Genomic DNA, 15672 nt, shown 5'->3' with positions numbered 1-15672 from the left:
AAAGCCCGTATTTATTTTTGGGGTACGAGTCCCCTTGCAGGCTTGATTAAACGTATTAGAGATAGGACAAGGATTGCTTATGAGGTGTGGATATATAAGATGGATCTGGGACTGTGGAAACACCAGGGAAGTTGAAGAAAAGCATACGGGCAGATATGGAGCCAGGGGACAGAAAAGACAGAAGAGGAGAAAAGCCACTCCGGAAGAGATCGCTAAACAGAACCAATGGAAAAAGGAACGGGATGTCCGTCGTCTGATCAAATGGAATTTCGGAATAGGAGATTACTGGTTCACACTGACATACAAGAAAGGATCACGCCCACCTTGGAAACAGATGCAGAAAGATATGTCAAAGTTTATCCGGAAGCTTCGGGACAGGTATAAAAAATATGGATGGGAGTTGAAGTACATATACCGCCTGGAGATTGGAAAGCAGGGCGGACCCCACGTACATATCCTGGTCAACCGGAAATCAAACAATGAGACAGATACAGGGCTTCTAGTGGAAATGTTATGGAACCATGGCCATGCACAGACAAAGAGAGTGTATGACGTAGATTCCGGAGAACTGGCAGAATACATAACCAAGCCGTTGAAAGAACATGAGCCAGAGGACCTGAAACGGTACCACCCATCCAGAAACCTGATCCGCAAGGATCCGGAGAAAGAAGAGATAAAAAAACGGAGCTTGGTGGACAGGCAGGGGATACCGAGAGATCCGAAACCACCAAAGGGATGGGCGATTGTTCCTGGTTCAGTAAAACATGGGAAAAACAAGGTGACAGGCTACGCATACCGGCATTACATACTGGTCAGAACAGGGAATAGAAGGGATTGACATGTGGAAAGTAGACATATATCTGGAGGCAGACAGCAAGGCCCAGAAGAATACAGAGAGAAAATGTGCATATATCCTGGAAACGATTTGCGCCGGCGCAATTAAAACAGCAGAAGGGTTCCAATGTATTTCTGGAACATACCACAGTGCAACCCTTCAAAACCTGGCGGCAGCATTATCGCGGATCAGAAAGACAAGCAATGTCTGCGTCCATACAGAAGATGTTTATGTGGTATCCCGTATCCGGAAACTTCCGGAAATGGCAGCAGCCAATTGGGAAGATGCCAGAGGCACCAGGATTGGGAATGCAGAACTCTGGAAAAGGATCTGGGAGCTGATAGAAGAGCATCACTTAACATTAACAGCAAAAGCCGGGAAGCACAGTTACTCAAACTGGCTTCAGGAAGCTATGAAAAAAATGAAGGGAGAAGATGTAAATGTTTGAAAAATTTGGAGAGATGAGCAGCTGCAGGGAGATCAACGAGCTTGCAGAGAATCTGCTGAATGAAGGAGATATCCAGAGCCTGAAAGTGATGGCGCAGGAGAACGGCATCCCGGAAGACTATGTTGAGATGTATCAGTCCGGCGATATCCCGTATCTTTGTGACGCTGTGACGGCCGCCATGGGGAAACTGGATGTGGAATGCGGATCTCTGAAACTGGCCGGTCTGATGAATGACTGGGTGGAGTATATCCGGGGGCTCTGTATGGAGGATGAGATGGTCGCACACCAGGTCCGCAAGAAAGGAAAGAGCCTAAAGCAGTGCATCGCAGAGATCTTGAAGTATGCCTTTAAGAACCAGGTACCTTTGGACAAGGAGATCATAAAGGCTGCAGGAGTCAACGCCAGAAAAGTGACCTTCGGAGATCCGGACATGGGTACCGCAAAAAAACTGATCCGTGATTACTATCTGGGAGGCAGCAGGAAATGAAGAAAAAGGAGATAGAAAAGATCCCTTTCCGGGGCGGTGTCAGGGCAGACAAACAGTATCGTAACACAGCAGTTGTATTTTTGCAGGATATCCGTGGAGAGAGTCATCTGTTTGTTGAAGTTTACGAAAACAAAAAACGGGAGCTGCAGACCCCGTGGATCCGGATGGTGTTTACCCAGAAGGACTGGGGCTTGTATTATCCGGATGCAGGGGTCTGGTCGGCAGCAGGTCTGGATGAAGAAAGGGAAAAGATTGGCAGTAACTGCAAAAAAAGAGACAACAAGTGTTATATGGCTAGGTCCCAGGGAGATATGGTGTGGAAGTTTACTGGAGATACGTGGGAACGGAAATACACCACCTGGGTAGGTGCCCTGCAGAGCCTGATCTATAACATCAAAGCGCAAAGAGTCCAGAAAAGGGAAGACAAACGTGCGGACAGGCTTAAAGAACGGGAACAGAACACCCCGCCGCTTCCGAAAGGACTGGAAGACTGGGCGAAAAAAACAGGCATCGGAACAGAACACTTCCTGTACTACAAGCGTCATGGAAGATATGCGGATATAACCTGCTCTGCATGCGGACAGGTGACGGAGGCAGCGGTCAGAAGAAAAGACACCTACGAGGGACAGTTTGAAAAGATAATCCCGGTCCCGCAACATGATTCGGTGGGAACGTGCCCTCATTGTGGTGCTGCAGGGGTGTATAAAGCCCAGGGAAAGGTCAAAGGAGTATGGGGGCATGGGATGAACTGCTTTATTGCACAGAGATATAAGGACGACGGAGCAGTGATCAGATACGTGGAGATAGAAAAAATATACAGACTGGATACTTTCCTGGATGAAAAAGAGATCATGATAGGCGCAGGCGAAAAGATGATCATAACTGAGATCGCAAGGACTTACCTGGAAAAAGGAAAAAGGCCACAGACAGATTATCATAAATTTAGTTCTTACTCCGGAGAATTCTGGGATGACTGCAATTTGTGCGGAATGAACAACATTTCGATCAAAGCAGCAAAGATATATCCGGAAAGCTACAAAGAACTCCGGACCACATTCCTGAGATATTCGGCAGCAGAGATGTATGGAAAACATAAGACCATGTACAACCTGAAAGAATACCTCGAAAGATATATCCAATGGCCGCAGATAGAGATGTTTGTGAAAATGGGATTACATCATATAGCGGAATCCATAGTAGAGGGCTACTGCGGGATCATAGCAGACAAGGATGCCATAAAGCCGGAATGTTTTCTTGGAATCTATAAAAGAAGGCTCAGGGACCTGAAGACCTTGCAGGGAAACCCTGACTATCTGAAAGTGTGGCAGATGGAGAAACGGATGGGACTTCACGTGACAGTACAGGAAAGCATATTCCTTGCGGAAAGCCAGGTACGGCAGAGCGATCTGAAAGAAATATTGAAATATACCACAGTAGCAAAGTTCATGCACAGGATAGAGCAGTATTCCGGATGCGGGATCCCGGATACTATGCAGGAACCCATGTGTGGAAGGGCAGCAGGTGCTGTAAGCGGCGTAACCCGCACTTATGTGGATTATCTGCATATGCGGATACAGAGGGGGTATGACCTGCATAACCAGATTTTCCTTTTTCCGAGAGACCTGAGGCTTGCCCATGACCAGATGGTCATTGAGACAAATGCGGAAGAAATCCGCAAGAGAGAACAGGCAGTTAGCGAAAAATATCCGGACATCCGAAAGAACTACAGGGGTCTGAGAAATCAATATTTTTACGAAGACGAGGATTATCTGATACGGCCGGCAAGATCAGCAGAAGAGATCGTTGCAGAAGGAAGGATCCTCCATCATTGCGTCGGCGGGGACAGCTATCTGAATAAGCATAATACCGGCCGGAGCACGATCCTTTTCCTGCGTTCAAAGTCAGCGCCGGAAACACCGTATATCACAATAGAGATCTGCGGGACAAAGATCCTGCAGTGGTATGGGATCCGGGATACAAAGCCAGATGAAATCAGGATAGAAAGGCATCTGAGAAGATACATAAAAGCATTAAAGGAAAAAGATCAGATAAAGTCAGTGACCGCATGAGGAGGAAAGCATGGAATATGTACAGCTGAGTATGGATGAATACATCCAGAGTAAAAACGACATCAAAAATAATCTTGGGGGTATCGTAAAGAGTTTTGTCCGGATCGGATGGCAGCTGACCAGGATCGACCGGTCAGGTGCTTATAAAAATGACAGATACAGCAGCATAGCCGAATTTGCGGCAGCAGAATATGGGATGAACAGGACCGGTGTCAGCCGTTTTATGACCGTATATGAAACATATTCTGCAGACGGGGATACACCGGAACTGAAAGAACAGTACCGGGAATTTAAGTTCTCGCAGCTGACCGAACTCCTGCAGGTCCAGGAAGCAGACCGGCAGATGTTCACGCCGGAAGTAAAAAGGGAGGATATCAGAGAATTCCAGAGGTTTGAAAAAGAAAATGAAGCAGATCCGGCCCGGCTGTTTGACTGGAAGGGTGCCAAAAGCCCGGAAGAAAAGCTGAAAGCAACGATACAGGAGTTTTGCAGGGAGAATAAAGACATCCTCAACGCAGTGTACAGCTCGATCACGGAACCAAAAGACCTGGCAGAGATGATCAGCCCGTCCGGCAGCAGGAGTTACCGGAAAGGCACTGTGTATCTGATGTTTTATGATGAATCAAAAGGGATCATGGTCAAAGTGTTCGGAGAGATGCCGGTGGATATTACGTATCGATATTTCCTTGATGTGGTGCACAGCCTGTTCGATGAGTACGATGCAGGGGCGCATACCTGGGAGAAATGCTTCGGGGTACTGCCAGGCGAGGGAACAACAGCCCAGAAACAGAAAGAACCTGTGGAACCGAAGATGCCAGAGTATAGCGGTGAAATCACCGGAAAGGTACAGGAGGATATTTCAGCCGAGAAGGTGATTGAAAAACCAGAGATTGCGCCGGCGCAACCGGAAGAACAGATCCCCGGACAGGACAGTATCGATCAGCATCCGGAATATATGCCGGAACCGGTGCAAGGACCAGATATCTCGAAAAAGAAACCAGAAGATTCTGCACCGGAGATCCATAAAGAAGAACAGAAGTCCGACCCAGTACCGGAAAACAATGAAACTATTCCGGAAGCTATTCCGGAAAAAGCAATAACCCGGAAAGAATATCTTGAAACGCTCACATTATACGGCTGGGCGGATTACGTGGCAGCAGCAATGCGGACCTTTGGAAGTATACCATTCTCCAGGTTACGAGAGATCAGCTTCTGGGAAGAATGGCTGTGTGGAAAAGTGGACAAAAAAGGACGTCCATGGATTGAGTAAAGGGTGTTTTCTGAAAATCAGATTCACATAAATTATGACATCCTGCCGCACGAGCCTGTCAGACTGCGGCAGGGGAAAGGAGAAGGAATGTTATTCCCGAAAACAAAAGAAAAGAAAAAGAGAATGCGCCATCCGGCCAGCATCCTGCATGACAAGAGCAGCCGGACCTGCTATCTCTGTGTTGCGCTTCACGATAACTGGAATGAACACAGGATCCTTGATGAGCATCATGTGTTCGGAGGACCAAACCGGAAGAACTCTGAGGAATATGGTCTGAAAGTATACCTGTGCAATGATCATCACATCTACGGCCCGGAGGCTGTACACAACAACGCCCGGATCCGGCACGAGATGCAGCGCATGGCACAGAGAGAATTTGAAAAGAGATATGGTCACGCAAAATTTATGGAAGTGTTCGGACGAAACTTTTTAGGTCCGTCAGGAGAGAATGATGAAGAAATGGTCAGAGCTGACAGAAAGAGAGATTAATCATAACAAAAAGAAACATTGCGAGAAATGCCTGTATTTTTCCAGAGGCGGAGACACAAACACGACTGGTTCCAGGTTCTGCGAATATCTTTTGATCACAGGTCACTCAAGGGGCTGCAGTCCGATGGAATGTAAAGAAAAAGAGATTTTCACACCCAGGCCAAAAGGCCAGCGCCGGGTAAACAGAGCAATCAGGATATCGTAAGGAGGAAAGATATGAAGACATGCAAAAACTGTATCGATAACGACGATGGTCTTTGTGATCGTAAAGGAATCCTTGTAGAAGACGGAGACCACTGTGACCGGTATCGGGAGGCAGAGAAACCCAGAATCAAGAAACATGAAAAGAAGTTGGACATTACTCCAGAGCTGGCACTGGCAGCATACAACACACTAATCCAGTTCTGTAGAAGCCAGCCGGCCAGTGAAGATGGAACCTGCAGTAACTGTATCCTGTATCAGAACTGCCCAGGTGCATCAGATCTTCTTCCAGAAAACTGGAAAGAGATACACTATCCATACCTGGAAGGAAACACACTGCATTACATAAAAGCCGGCAAGGTCAAGCAGATTGTATTTGCCAGACGTGAAGATGCAGAGGAAAGACTCAGTGAAATGGAGGAAAAACGTGGATAAAAAAGAAGCAATAAAAGAGTTGAAATTTGAAAAAAATATTTCTGCAGGTGTTATGGAACAGCTTGGTACCACGAAAGCACTTAGAGAAATTGTTGCCATACAACAGAAAAAGAGAGCTCAGACATATGATACAGCTATTGAAGCGTTGGAAAAGCAGATTCCTATAAAAATGAAGGATATGAGGGCGGTTAATGATTTTTCAGGAAGATATTACACGTGCATAGGCACATGTCCTATATGTGGAGAAGAAAATATTTATCGAAATAGTAATTATTGCCATAAATGCGGTCAAGCACTTGATTGGGAGGAGGTGAACAACAATGAGTTATAAAAACAACGAAGGTTACCCAGCACCAACAGAAGGAGAAGCAATCCGGAGGGCCAACCGGATGCCGACACACGTCTATAACGACTATTGCTTACTCAACAATATAGCTGGTCGTTTAGGATTAGAGGTGGCAGTGATAAGAGAAAAGAAAACAGGAAAAGAATGGCCGCAGAGGAGATGAGAACAATGTGGGTAATATTTCTTGGTTCCGGCATGGTGTTCGGAATCGCAGCTCTGGTGCTGGCCTGGATAGGAAGCAGAGTGATCCTGTCGATCAGGCGGCAGCAGAAGAAATTCGAGATTGAAGATGAAACATACAACAAAGTAAAAGAAGCTATCAAAGAAAAGGAGAACAAAAATGAAAAGTAAGATTATTATCGGAATCGTGGTAGCAGTAGCAGTTCTTGGCGGAGGATACACTGTATCAAGAATGGATCTTATCGGCACAGGTAAAGTTGGTATCGTCTACAATTACAAAGATGGAGTACAGGATACAGTACTCACCCCGGGAATGCATTTTATCGCACCGATGAACAAAGTAAAGGAATTCAGTACCAGTAACGAAATCCTCGTTCTCACAAAGGACAAAAGGGACGGCAGTAAAGAGGATGATTCTTTTAAAGTGGCCACATCAGACGATGCCAGCATTGCAGTATCTTTCCAGATGAGTTACCGATATGATCCGGACACGGTGATTGATACATACAAACGTTTCAAAGGAATGGATGGAGAAGATATCATTGAAAATCGTGTAAAAACTGTTCTGAAATCAAAAATCTCGGAGATTACAACGAATTATTCCATGATGGATATCTATTCCGGAAATAGATCCGAACTGAACAATGCCATCACGGAATATCTTAATAAGGATTTTCACAAAAAATATGGCATTGAAGTCCTGGATGCCTCTATCGTAGATGTTCATCCGGATAAAAAGCTGAAACAGGCTATTGATAACAGAGTGACAGCTTTACAGGAAAAACAGCAGGCTCAGGCAGAACAGGAAAAGGTTAAAGTCCAGAAAGAAACAGAAAAGCTCCAGGCTGAAGCGGATGCCCAGATTGAACTGACCAAGGCAGAGGCAGACGCAAAGAAAGCTAAGGTTAAAGCAGCAGCTGAAGCAGAAAACACAAAAACCAAGGCAAAAGCACAGGCAGAGGCTAATAAAGAACTCAGTGCATCCATTACAGATGAATTGATCAAAATGAAGGAAGCAGAAGCGCATTACAAAAATGGCTGGGTTACAGTCCAGGGAGCGGATGCCGTGATCGCGGATAAATAAAAGAAATGCAGAGAAAGCCGGGAGCATACGCGTTCCCGGCTAAAAGCATCGAAAGGGGAGGATACCAGTGGGCGAGATCAAGATCACCAGGAAGCTCCTGGACAATTATAGAAAGTTAAAGAGGGAAATACCGGTCCTCAGCATGGAACTGGCTGAAATGGAACAGGGGGAGGCAGGGCTAGGGAACAGCACAATATTTGATTACAGCACAGGTTTTGCACGGCCACAGAGTGTAGTTGGATTTGATCAGGAGAGATATGATAGAAGAAAGAGAACATATGAGCATAAAAATGAGCAGGTGGCAGCAGTGGACAACTGGATTCAGAACATTGAAGATGGCCAGACAAGATATGTGTTTAAGGCATTTTACCAGCAGGGAATGACATGGGAGAAGATAGCAGAAAAGACAGGATATTCCCAGAGTCCGGACTATCCGAGACTTTACATCAGGGATACATATTTGAAAAAATGTGAGATTAAGTAAAAAATATCGTTTATATCGGAAATATCGTTATACAATACAATAGAAGCCAAAGGCGCAGAGACGACGAGGCTCCTTCTTGCAACAAGCTGCCAGAGCCAGCCTACACTCTGGCAGCAGTTTTGGAATATAGTTCAGTGGTAGAACAGCTGACTCATGAATCAGCATAGAGGTGGTTCGAATCCATCTGTTCTGATTTCTCTATATAGGGGAATTTTTAACAACATACATTTTTTTCAAAACGTCCTGCAGAAATGTAGGGCGTTTTACTTAAAGAAAGGCTGGTAAAAATATGAGCAAAGTGATAAAATACATAAAAATGTATGTTGGGAGAAGAATGATGATTAAACCAAATGGACAAAATATAATTGATCATATTAATACACATTGGACAAATCAAGTATGTCCAATGTGCGGAGGAAGAGCCTGGAATGTATCTGATAAGGTTTTTGAATTACGAGAATTTAATGATGGTAATTTTGTGCTTGGAGGACCAAATTCGTCTATTGTGCCAGTAATTCCTGTTACTTGTGATAATTGTGGAAATACAATTTTTATAAATGCGTTATCAACTAATTTGATAAAAAAGGAGTAACGCATGCAGAAAAAAATAAATGATAAGAATGGAAAAGGAATTTCTGCCGTTAAAAACGAGAATTTAACTTATGAAATATCGACAGCAGGTAAATTTGTTCTTTCTGACAAAGGGTCTATTCCAAATGAAACAGAACAAATGAAAAAAGAGTACCACAAGCAAAGATTGTGGCAATCTAAAATGGCATTTTGGTTAAGTTTTGGCGGAAGTATAGCGGGATTCTTAGTTATTATAGTTAGTGTTGGATATGGAATGCATACAAATAATAATCAGTGGCCAGGCATTGTATCTGGTATAGTAGTAGAAGCTGTTTCTGCATTATTTTACACATTATCAAATAAGGCGAATGAGAAAATATCTGAGTTTTTTAAAGAATTGACAGAGGATTCTAAAATAAAAAATGCATTGGAACTAGCACGAGAAATTGAAGGGGCGGATACCGTTAAAAATCAATTATATGTAAAATTATCATTGCATTTGTCAGGATTAGATGAAGAGAAAATATGTAAAAGTACGTTTGAATCTTGCAATTCGAAAAAAGATCATACATAAATATTATAGATGATAGAAAGGCACCCTTCGGGGTGCTTTTCTAATGCAATTTTTCCTACAGCGTGCACGGCACCAGCACATACATACTTTACGCATGGATTCACTGTATGTAAGTGTTAACACACCTCCTTTCGGCGTGGCGGCAATCGGCTGTCACTATGGTGCCGGCAGGACTGTAATTTACAAATATCAAAAACGAAACGAATGAGAGGTGGTGAGGCTTGCCAAGAGCACCAGATCAGAGAGTAGAAGAGGCCAGAAAGCTATATGCTTCTGGAGCGAAATTAATTGAAGTTTCTCAGAAGCTCAGAATCCCGGTAGGGACGATTCGAAGCTGGAAAAATAGATACAAATGGGATAATGCAACGTTGCAAAAGAATAAACGCAACGTTGCGAAAAAGAAGGGCGGACAGCCCGGAAATAAAAATGCGGAGGGGCATGGAGGAACCGGCCCGCCGGGAAATAAGAATGCAGTCAGGACAGGAGAGTTTGAAACTCTCTTTTTTGATACCCTGGAACCAGAAGAAAGAACATTGGCAGAGATGATCAGGCCAGACAAAGAGCAGCTGCTTCTCAGAGAAATCCAGCTTCTTGCAGTCAGGGAACGCCGGATGCTGAAAAGAATCCAGTCTCTCCGTGAACTGGAAGCTCAGACAGGATCAGAAGAAGATTCGGTACCATGCGGAATGTCTGTAACAGAATATACTTCCGGTACCGAAAAAGGAAAACAAACAGAACTTCGAAAGTACGAAGGCATCCTTGGCCAGATCCAGGCCATAGAGGATGCTCTGACCAGAGTGCAGGCCCGGCAGCAGAAAGCTATCGAGATGCTGCATAAGTTTGGCTATGACGATGCAAAGCTGGAACTTGCAACCATGCAGCTTGAATTTGAGATGCTGAAGCAGGATAACCAGGTAGAAGAAATCACAGATGATGGTTTCCTGGAGGCAATGAATGCAACAGCGCAGGATGTCTGGGGTGATGAGAATGTATGAAAAACTCAAAACTCTGAAAGATAAGCTGCAGAAGATGAAAACCAACAGAGCCAACAGGCAGATAGGCCAGACGTTTCATTTTTCTCCGTTCTCAAGAAAACAGAAACAGGTCCTGACCTGGTGGTGCAAAGAATCTCCAGTTCATGATATGGACGGAGTTATCGCTGATGGAGCAATCCGATCAGGAAAAACAATCAGCATGTCTTTATCATTCGTTATGTGGGCCATGAGTACCTTCACTGGACAGAACTTTGCCATGTGCGGAAAGACCATAGGATCCTTCCGGCGAAACGTTCTGTTCTGGTTGAAACTGATGTTATTGTCAAGAGGATATTCCATCGCAGACCACAGGGCAGACAATCTTTTGACCATCCGAAAAGATGGGAAAGAGAACTACTTCTACATCTTTGGCGGCAAGGATGAAAGATCTCAGGATCTTATCCAGGGAATCACTTTAGCCGGCGTGTTCTTTGATGAAGTTGCCCTGATGCCGGAATCTTTTGTGAACCAGGCAACAGGCCGATGCTCTGTAAAAGGTTCAAAGTTCTGGTTTAATTGCAACCCCGATGGCCCGTATCACTGGTTCAAACAGAACTGGATAGATAAATCCACCGGATATCTGGGAAAAGAAGAAACTGCCCGGAGGATGCAGCAGGCGGCAGCAGAGGGGAAAGATCCCGGTCTGAAAGATATTCTGTATCTCCACTTCACTATGGACGATAACCTGTCCCTGGATGAAGAAATCAAGGCCAGATACAGGAGCATGTACGTTGGAGTATTCTTTAAACGTTACATTATGGGACTGTGGGCGGCAGCAGAGGGAATTATCTACGACATGTTCGACGAGAACAAACATGTCCAGGACATCAAAGATTTCTATCAGCTGCTGGTCAACGGGAACAGGTACGTTTCCTGTGATTACGGTACACAGAACGCCACAGTATTCCTGCTGTGGAATAAAGGAACCAACGGGAAATGGTACTGCATCCGGGAGTATTACTATTCCGGAAGAGACAAAGGTAAACAGAAAACAGATTCAGAATATGCAGACGACCTGAAAGAGTGGCTGGATGGAACCAGGATCAAAGCGATCATCGTGGATCCATCGGCTGCTTCTTTTATTGCAGAACTCCGGAAACGGGGATATAAGGTCCTGAAAGCCAACAATGATGTTCTGGATGGAATCCGGCTGGTTGGAATGCTTCTGAACCTGGAGAAGATTGTCTTTGCTTCTTCCTGTAAAGAAACCATAAAAGAATTTGCTTCTTACATCTGGGATGAGAAAGCCCTGGAAAGAGGAGAAGACAAACCGGTGAAACAATTCGATCATTGTTGTGACGCTGTGAGGTACCTATGCAGCACCATAATCGGCAGAAAAGCAGCACGTTTCCGAGAGATAAGGAGGTGAGAAAAATATACACATTTACAATACCGAGAGAAAGTTTCGATGAGTTAAATCCGGATAAGCAGGTGATCCGCCAGCTGATCAGCAAACACATCAGTAAGGTGGACCGGCTGAAGAAGAATATGTCCTACTATGAAGGAAAGCACAAGATCCTGGATGAAACCAAACGGGAAAACCGCCTGGTGTGCAATCATGCAAAAGACATCTCTGATACAGCCAGCAGCTATTTCATCGGCAATCCGGTGACGTACAAATCAGAGGGAGACATCAAGGCCCTCACAGACGCACTGGAGGTGGCCGGAGCGGACGAGACAGATGGAGACAACGGCCTGGAGGCATCTATCTACGGCCTGGCCTATGAATATGTCTATGTGAAGGAAAACGAGAATAACCTGCAGACCAAGAACCTGTCCTCTGAGAATACCTTCATGGTAAAAGACGACAGCATAGAGGAAAACGAACTCTTTGCTGTCTATTATTATATCCGGAAAGATGATTCCGGGGAGCTTCCGGATCACTATATGGCCACAGTAGTGACCACAAACTATAAGTACGAGCTGGACATTGAGAACAGCAATACGATCCAGGCAACCACAGAGCCGGCGGTGCCCCATTATCTTGGTGAGATCCCGATCATTGAATACCTGAACAATAAACTGGCCATCGGAGATTTTGAACTGCAGATCCCACTGATCGATGCATACAATGCGCTGATGAGCGATCGTGTGACCGATAAGGAGCAGTTTATTGATGCGATCCTGGCCATCTATGGAACATTGCTGACCGATGAGGACGAACCGAACACTGAGGATGGAGACGAGAGCATCCGAAAGGCCAAAGCCCGTCTTAAAAAGTACAAGGTTCTTGAGATGCCGGACACAGCCAAAGCAGAATATCTGACCAGGACTTTTGATGAAAGCGGTGTGGAGATTCTTAAGAAAGCCATTGAGCAGGATATCCATAAGTTTTCCCACATTCCCTGTATGTCAGATGAAAGCTTCGGAGGGAACGTCAGTGGTGTGGCTATGGAATTTAAGCTCCTGGGCATGGAAAATATCACAAAGATCAAGACCAGATATTATAAAAAAGGTCTGAGAAAAAGAGTTCGGATATTCTGTAACTATCTGGCTTTGCACGGAACCAGCATCGATCCATCCGGAATCACGATGACATTCACCAGAGCACTGCCGAAAAATCTCCTGGAGATATCCCAGATTGTGGCAAATCTGTGGGGAAAAGTAAGCCGGAAGACCTTGCTTTCACAGGTTCCGTTTGTGGAGGATGTGGACGAGGAATTGAAAGCCTTGGAAACAGAGGAAGAAGAGAATCTGAAGCGGCAGCAGGAAGTGTTTGGCATGCAGGATAACACACCACCAGAACAGAATCCGGATGATAAGGAAAAGGTAAATGAGTAGGAAATACTGGGAACAGAGATCTGCCTGGGATATGTATCAGTTTATGGAGGATGCAGAAGAAACAGCAGATCTCATTGCCAGAGTATACCGGAAAGCCTCTCTCCAGCTGGAATATGCCGCAAGAGATATCTTTGAAAAGTTCATGACAAAATATGGTCTGTCAGAAACAGAAGCCTGGCAGATCATAAATTCCATCCAGGATAAAAACTCCATTGATCAGCTGAAACAGGAACTCCAGAACCGGAAAAAGGACAGTGAGATTCTGAAACAGCTGGAAGCTCCGGCGTACCGTGCAAGAATGGAACGCCTGCAGGATCTCATGTCGCAGGTAGATACGGTGATGCAGCAGGTATACCAGCAGGAGAAGCAGTTCGATACCAAACTTCTGGAACAGCTTGGAGAAAAAGCCTATTATCATTCCATTTACAACATGCAGAAAGAAATCGGTCTGGCATTCAGCTTCTCTCATGTGAGCAGGAAACAAATCGACCAGGTTCTGCAGATGAAATGGTCCGGAAAACATTTTTCAGACCGTATCTGGCAGAACACACGGCAGCTTGCAGATTCCTTGAAGGATGAATTACTGATCAGCCTCCTTACCGGCCGGACAGACCGGGAAACAGCGGAATCCATCCAGGCCCAGTGCGGAGGGGGAGCAAAGCAGGCCAGGCGATTGGTAAGAACAGAATCCTGTTACATGGCAGGAGAATTGACTGCACAGAGTTATATTGACTGCGGGATCAAGAATTATCGCTATGTGGCAGTGCTGGATCTTCGTACCAGTGAGATCTGTCGGGAACTGGATGGAAAGGTTTTTTCAGTGAAAGACCGGAAAGCCGGAGTGAACTATCCTCCCATGCATCCATATTGCCGCTCTACAACGATTTCTGTCATAGATGATAAAATCCTCAGGAACATGAAAAGAAGTGCTTACAACCCGGAAACAGGGCGTACAGAGATGGTTCCTGCGGATATGACCTATGAACAGTGGTATGAGAAATACGTCAAAGGAAATCTAAAAGCAGAAGCCCAGGAGAAAGCAGTCAAGAACGCTTCGTCAGACCGGAAGCAGTATGAGCGGTATCGGGAACTTCTTGGAAAAGATATGCCGAAACATTTTGCAGACTTCCAGGAAATGAAGTATAATGAACCTGAGAAGTGGGAACTGCTCAGGACTTATGCACGTTCTGTAGATAAAGGCACGATATCTCCGTTATCTGGATTCGAGAATTATCAGAAGATTTATGATGAAATCAATGAAAAAGTTGTTGGTATAAAGACTTCTGAGGGAACAGCAGTAACCAGACAGAGTAAACATTTCATGGACAGAGTAATCGGAACCATGAAAGATCCAAAAACGGGAAGATCACGATCAGGAGTTACCGTGGAAGGAATACGGGATGCGCTGGAGAATCCGGCGAAAGTATTTCCTACGAGAACGGATCCTGATTCAAGAAAAAGCCAGAAATATATTGGCAGACATGGAACAGTCTCATTAGATCCTGAGACGGGGATTCTGATTCAATGCAATCCAACAGATGCAGACTATGTAAGGAGAATAGCAAATGGAAATGCGAAGATTTGAACTAAAAAAAGAGCAGATCGAATTTCTTAAAGAAATGTATCCTGACAATGAGCTGGTTCAGAGAGTACTGAATTGTGAAAATAATGGAGTATTTGAAGTAGATGTGGATACCAAAATTGATTTTATGCTTTTTGTGGAAGATGAGTCGGTATATTGGATGGACGCAAATTATGAGCCATCAGCGAAAACATATATGCTTGAATCAATAAGGGATGATATTTATTATCAGACCAACTGATACCACCAGTCAGAAATGGCCGGTGGTCTTTTTATACCCATTTTTAAGAAAGAGAGGATCAGAAATGAAGTTTGAAGAAGCATTAAAGGCAATGAAAGCAGGAAGTAAAGCAAAATTACCGTCCTGGGGAGGATATTGGTATTGGAGTCCAGAGAAAGAAACAATCATCATGCACACAAAAGATGGACAGGAACTGGATATCCGGGAAACCCAGAGCGTTGTATATACGCTTCAGAATATTCTTTCTGATGAATGGATCATTGCAGATGAAGTAAACTGTCCGCAGTTGGGCGGAGAAGCAACATTTTCTTTCGGGGAAGCTATCAAGTACCTGAAAAGAGGGTCCAAAGTAGCTCGTAAAGGATGGAATGGTAAAAAACAGTACATTCAGCTTGCGACTGGGATTTCTTATAAGGCAGCAGATGGCGAAGTTGTAAACTGTGAGCACAATGCTATTGGCAACATGGCAGTGGCTTTTGTAGGAACATCTGGTGTGCAGATGGGATGGCTTGCATCTCAGGCAGATATGCTTGCGGAAGACTGGATTTTTGCGGAGGAGTAG

At 44.8% G+C, this 15672-nt stretch carries 20 protein-coding genes and 1 tRNA gene; all 21 read left to right on the top strand.

The window, feature by feature from the left end:
* Positions 1 to 79 precede the first annotated feature (79 nt).
* The 21 genes from ABCM67_RS06500 to ABCM67_RS06400 all read left to right on the top strand — a co-directional run bounded on the left by ABCM67_RS06500 (position 80) and on the right by ABCM67_RS06400 (position 15672).
* Positions 80 to 838 (top strand): hypothetical protein, encoded by a 759-nt coding sequence (locus ABCM67_RS06500; RefSeq protein ID WP_342992650.1) that lies wholly within the window; start codon positions 80 to 82, stop codon positions 836 to 838.
* Between the two features lies 1 nt (position 839).
* Positions 840 to 1283 (top strand): hypothetical protein, encoded by a 444-nt coding sequence (locus ABCM67_RS06495; protein ID WP_342992649.1) that lies wholly within the window; start codon positions 840 to 842, stop codon positions 1281 to 1283.
* Complete coding sequence (locus ABCM67_RS06490; RefSeq protein WP_342992648.1) at positions 1276 to 1770, top strand: hypothetical protein; 495 nt, start codon at positions 1276 to 1278, stop codon at positions 1768 to 1770. Before ABCM67_RS06495 ends, ABCM67_RS06490 begins: the two co-directional genes overlap by 8 nt.
* Entirely contained in the window at positions 1767 to 3839 is a 2073-nt protein-coding gene (locus tag ABCM67_RS06485) for a PcfJ domain-containing protein (protein ID WP_342992647.1), read from the top strand. The genes ABCM67_RS06490 and ABCM67_RS06485 overlap by 4 nt, the downstream gene beginning before the upstream one ends.
* Before the next feature lie 10 nt (positions 3840 to 3849).
* Positions 3850 to 5109 (top strand): hypothetical protein, encoded by a 1260-nt coding sequence (locus ABCM67_RS06480; protein ID WP_342992646.1) that lies wholly within the window; start codon positions 3850 to 3852, stop codon positions 5107 to 5109.
* A gap of 87 nt (positions 5110 to 5196) precedes the next feature.
* Complete coding sequence (locus tag ABCM67_RS06475) at positions 5197 to 5598, top strand: hypothetical protein (protein ID WP_342992645.1); 402 nt, start codon at positions 5197 to 5199, stop codon at positions 5596 to 5598.
* Between the two features lie 216 nt (positions 5599 to 5814).
* Positions 5815 to 6234 (top strand): hypothetical protein, encoded by a 420-nt coding sequence (locus ABCM67_RS06470; protein WP_342992644.1) that lies wholly within the window; start codon positions 5815 to 5817, stop codon positions 6232 to 6234.
* Positions 6227 to 6565 carry a hypothetical protein gene (locus ABCM67_RS06465; RefSeq protein ID WP_342992643.1) on the top strand — a complete coding sequence of 113 codons (339 nt, stop codon included), beginning with the start codon at positions 6227 to 6229 and terminating at the stop codon, positions 6563 to 6565. The genes ABCM67_RS06470 and ABCM67_RS06465 overlap by 8 nt, the downstream gene beginning before the upstream one ends.
* A complete protein-coding gene (locus ABCM67_RS06460; RefSeq protein ID WP_342992642.1) occupies positions 6555 to 6743 on the top strand; it encodes a hypothetical protein in 189 nt (62 codons plus the stop codon). The genes ABCM67_RS06465 and ABCM67_RS06460 overlap by 11 nt, the downstream gene beginning before the upstream one ends.
* Before the next feature lie 5 nt (positions 6744 to 6748).
* On the top strand, positions 6749 to 6931 hold the full coding sequence (locus ABCM67_RS06455) for a hypothetical protein (protein WP_059085975.1): 183 nt from the start codon (positions 6749 to 6751) through the stop codon (positions 6929 to 6931).
* Positions 6921 to 7844 (top strand): SPFH domain-containing protein, encoded by a 924-nt coding sequence (locus tag ABCM67_RS06450; RefSeq protein WP_342992641.1) that lies wholly within the window; start codon positions 6921 to 6923, stop codon positions 7842 to 7844. The genes ABCM67_RS06455 and ABCM67_RS06450 overlap by 11 nt, the downstream gene beginning before the upstream one ends.
* A gap of 67 nt (positions 7845 to 7911) precedes the next feature.
* Positions 7912 to 8328 carry a hypothetical protein gene (locus ABCM67_RS06445; protein ID WP_342992640.1) on the top strand — a complete coding sequence of 139 codons (417 nt, stop codon included), beginning with the start codon at positions 7912 to 7914 and terminating at the stop codon, positions 8326 to 8328.
* A 120-nt stretch (positions 8329 to 8448) separates the two neighbouring features.
* A tRNA-Met gene (locus ABCM67_RS06440) sits at positions 8449 to 8521 on the top strand.
* 96 nt (positions 8522 to 8617) lie between these two features.
* Complete coding sequence (locus tag ABCM67_RS06435) at positions 8618 to 8920, top strand: hypothetical protein (RefSeq protein ID WP_342992639.1); 303 nt, start codon at positions 8618 to 8620, stop codon at positions 8918 to 8920.
* A 3-nt stretch (positions 8921 to 8923) separates the two neighbouring features.
* The gene (locus ABCM67_RS06430; protein WP_342992638.1) at positions 8924 to 9472 is read left to right on the top strand and encodes a hypothetical protein; all 549 of its coding nucleotides are present in this window, start codon (positions 8924 to 8926) and stop codon (positions 9470 to 9472) included.
* Positions 9473 to 9693: 221 nt separating this feature from the next.
* Complete coding sequence (terS, locus tag ABCM67_RS06425; RefSeq protein ID WP_342992637.1) at positions 9694 to 10467, top strand: phage terminase small subunit; 774 nt, start codon at positions 9694 to 9696, stop codon at positions 10465 to 10467.
* Positions 10454 to 11875, top strand: a complete 1422-nt coding sequence (locus ABCM67_RS06420; protein WP_342992636.1) for a PBSX family phage terminase large subunit — start codon at positions 10454 to 10456, stop codon at positions 11873 to 11875. Before terS ends, ABCM67_RS06420 begins: the two co-directional genes overlap by 14 nt.
* On the top strand, positions 11872 to 13287 hold the full coding sequence (locus tag ABCM67_RS06415; RefSeq protein ID WP_342992635.1) for a phage portal protein: 1416 nt from the start codon (positions 11872 to 11874) through the stop codon (positions 13285 to 13287). Before ABCM67_RS06420 ends, ABCM67_RS06415 begins: the two co-directional genes overlap by 4 nt.
* On the top strand, positions 13280 to 14872 hold the full coding sequence (locus ABCM67_RS06410) for a minor capsid protein (protein WP_342992634.1): 1593 nt from the start codon (positions 13280 to 13282) through the stop codon (positions 14870 to 14872). The genes ABCM67_RS06415 and ABCM67_RS06410 overlap by 8 nt, the downstream gene beginning before the upstream one ends.
* Positions 14853 to 15110, top strand: coding sequence for a hypothetical protein (locus ABCM67_RS06405; protein WP_227588774.1), 258 nt, complete (start codon positions 14853 to 14855; stop codon positions 15108 to 15110). Before ABCM67_RS06410 ends, ABCM67_RS06405 begins: the two co-directional genes overlap by 20 nt.
* A gap of 64 nt (positions 15111 to 15174) precedes the next feature.
* Positions 15175 to 15672: a DUF2829 domain-containing protein gene (locus ABCM67_RS06400; RefSeq protein WP_092070789.1), complete on the top strand. Its 498-nt coding sequence runs from the start codon at positions 15175 to 15177 to the stop codon at positions 15670 to 15672.

The organism is Blautia sp. 2227st1_G12_2227SCRN_220401, from assembly GCF_039062885.1.
GTDB classification, from domain to species: Bacteria; Bacillota; Clostridia; order Lachnospirales; family Lachnospiraceae; genus Blautia_A; species Blautia_A fusiformis.
This window is presented reverse-complemented; position numbering and strand designations above follow the sequence as displayed.

Bases quoted from the DNA above. Each gene is read 5' to 3' on its own strand.
- ABCM67_RS06500 (WP_342992650.1), top strand. From the start codon at position 80: ATGAGGTGTGGATATATAAGATGGATCTGGGACTGTGGAAACACCAGG.
- ABCM67_RS06495 (WP_342992649.1), top strand. From the start codon at position 840: ATGTGGAAAGTAGACATATATCTGGAGGCAGACAGCAAGGCCCAGAAG.
- ABCM67_RS06490 (WP_342992648.1), top strand. From the start codon at position 1,276: ATGTTTGAAAAATTTGGAGAGATGAGCAGCTGCAGGGAGATCAACGAG.
- ABCM67_RS06485 (WP_342992647.1), top strand. From the start codon at position 1,767: ATGAAGAAAAAGGAGATAGAAAAGATCCCTTTCCGGGGCGGTGTCAGG.
- ABCM67_RS06480 (WP_342992646.1), top strand. From the start codon at position 3,850: ATGGAATATGTACAGCTGAGTATGGATGAATACATCCAGAGTAAAAAC.
- ABCM67_RS06475 (WP_342992645.1), top strand. From the start codon at position 5,197: ATGTTATTCCCGAAAACAAAAGAAAAGAAAAAGAGAATGCGCCATCCG.
- ABCM67_RS06470 (WP_342992644.1), top strand. From the start codon at position 5,815: ATGAAGACATGCAAAAACTGTATCGATAACGACGATGGTCTTTGTGAT.
- ABCM67_RS06460 (WP_342992642.1), top strand. From the start codon at position 6,555: ATGAGTTATAAAAACAACGAAGGTTACCCAGCACCAACAGAAGGAGAA.
- ABCM67_RS06455 (WP_059085975.1), top strand. From the start codon at position 6,749: ATGTGGGTAATATTTCTTGGTTCCGGCATGGTGTTCGGAATCGCAGCT.
- ABCM67_RS06450 (WP_342992641.1), top strand. From the start codon at position 6,921: ATGAAAAGTAAGATTATTATCGGAATCGTGGTAGCAGTAGCAGTTCTT.
- ABCM67_RS06435 (WP_342992639.1), top strand. From the start codon at position 8,618: ATGAGCAAAGTGATAAAATACATAAAAATGTATGTTGGGAGAAGAATG.
- ABCM67_RS06430 (WP_342992638.1), top strand. From the start codon at position 8,924: ATGCAGAAAAAAATAAATGATAAGAATGGAAAAGGAATTTCTGCCGTT.
- ABCM67_RS06420 (WP_342992636.1), top strand. From the start codon at position 10,454: ATGAGAATGTATGAAAAACTCAAAACTCTGAAAGATAAGCTGCAGAAG.
- ABCM67_RS06410 (WP_342992634.1), top strand. From the start codon at position 13,280: ATGAGTAGGAAATACTGGGAACAGAGATCTGCCTGGGATATGTATCAG.
- ABCM67_RS06405 (WP_227588774.1), top strand. From the start codon at position 14,853: ATGGAAATGCGAAGATTTGAACTAAAAAAAGAGCAGATCGAATTTCTT.
- ABCM67_RS06400 (WP_092070789.1), top strand. From the start codon at position 15,175: ATGAAGTTTGAAGAAGCATTAAAGGCAATGAAAGCAGGAAGTAAAGCA.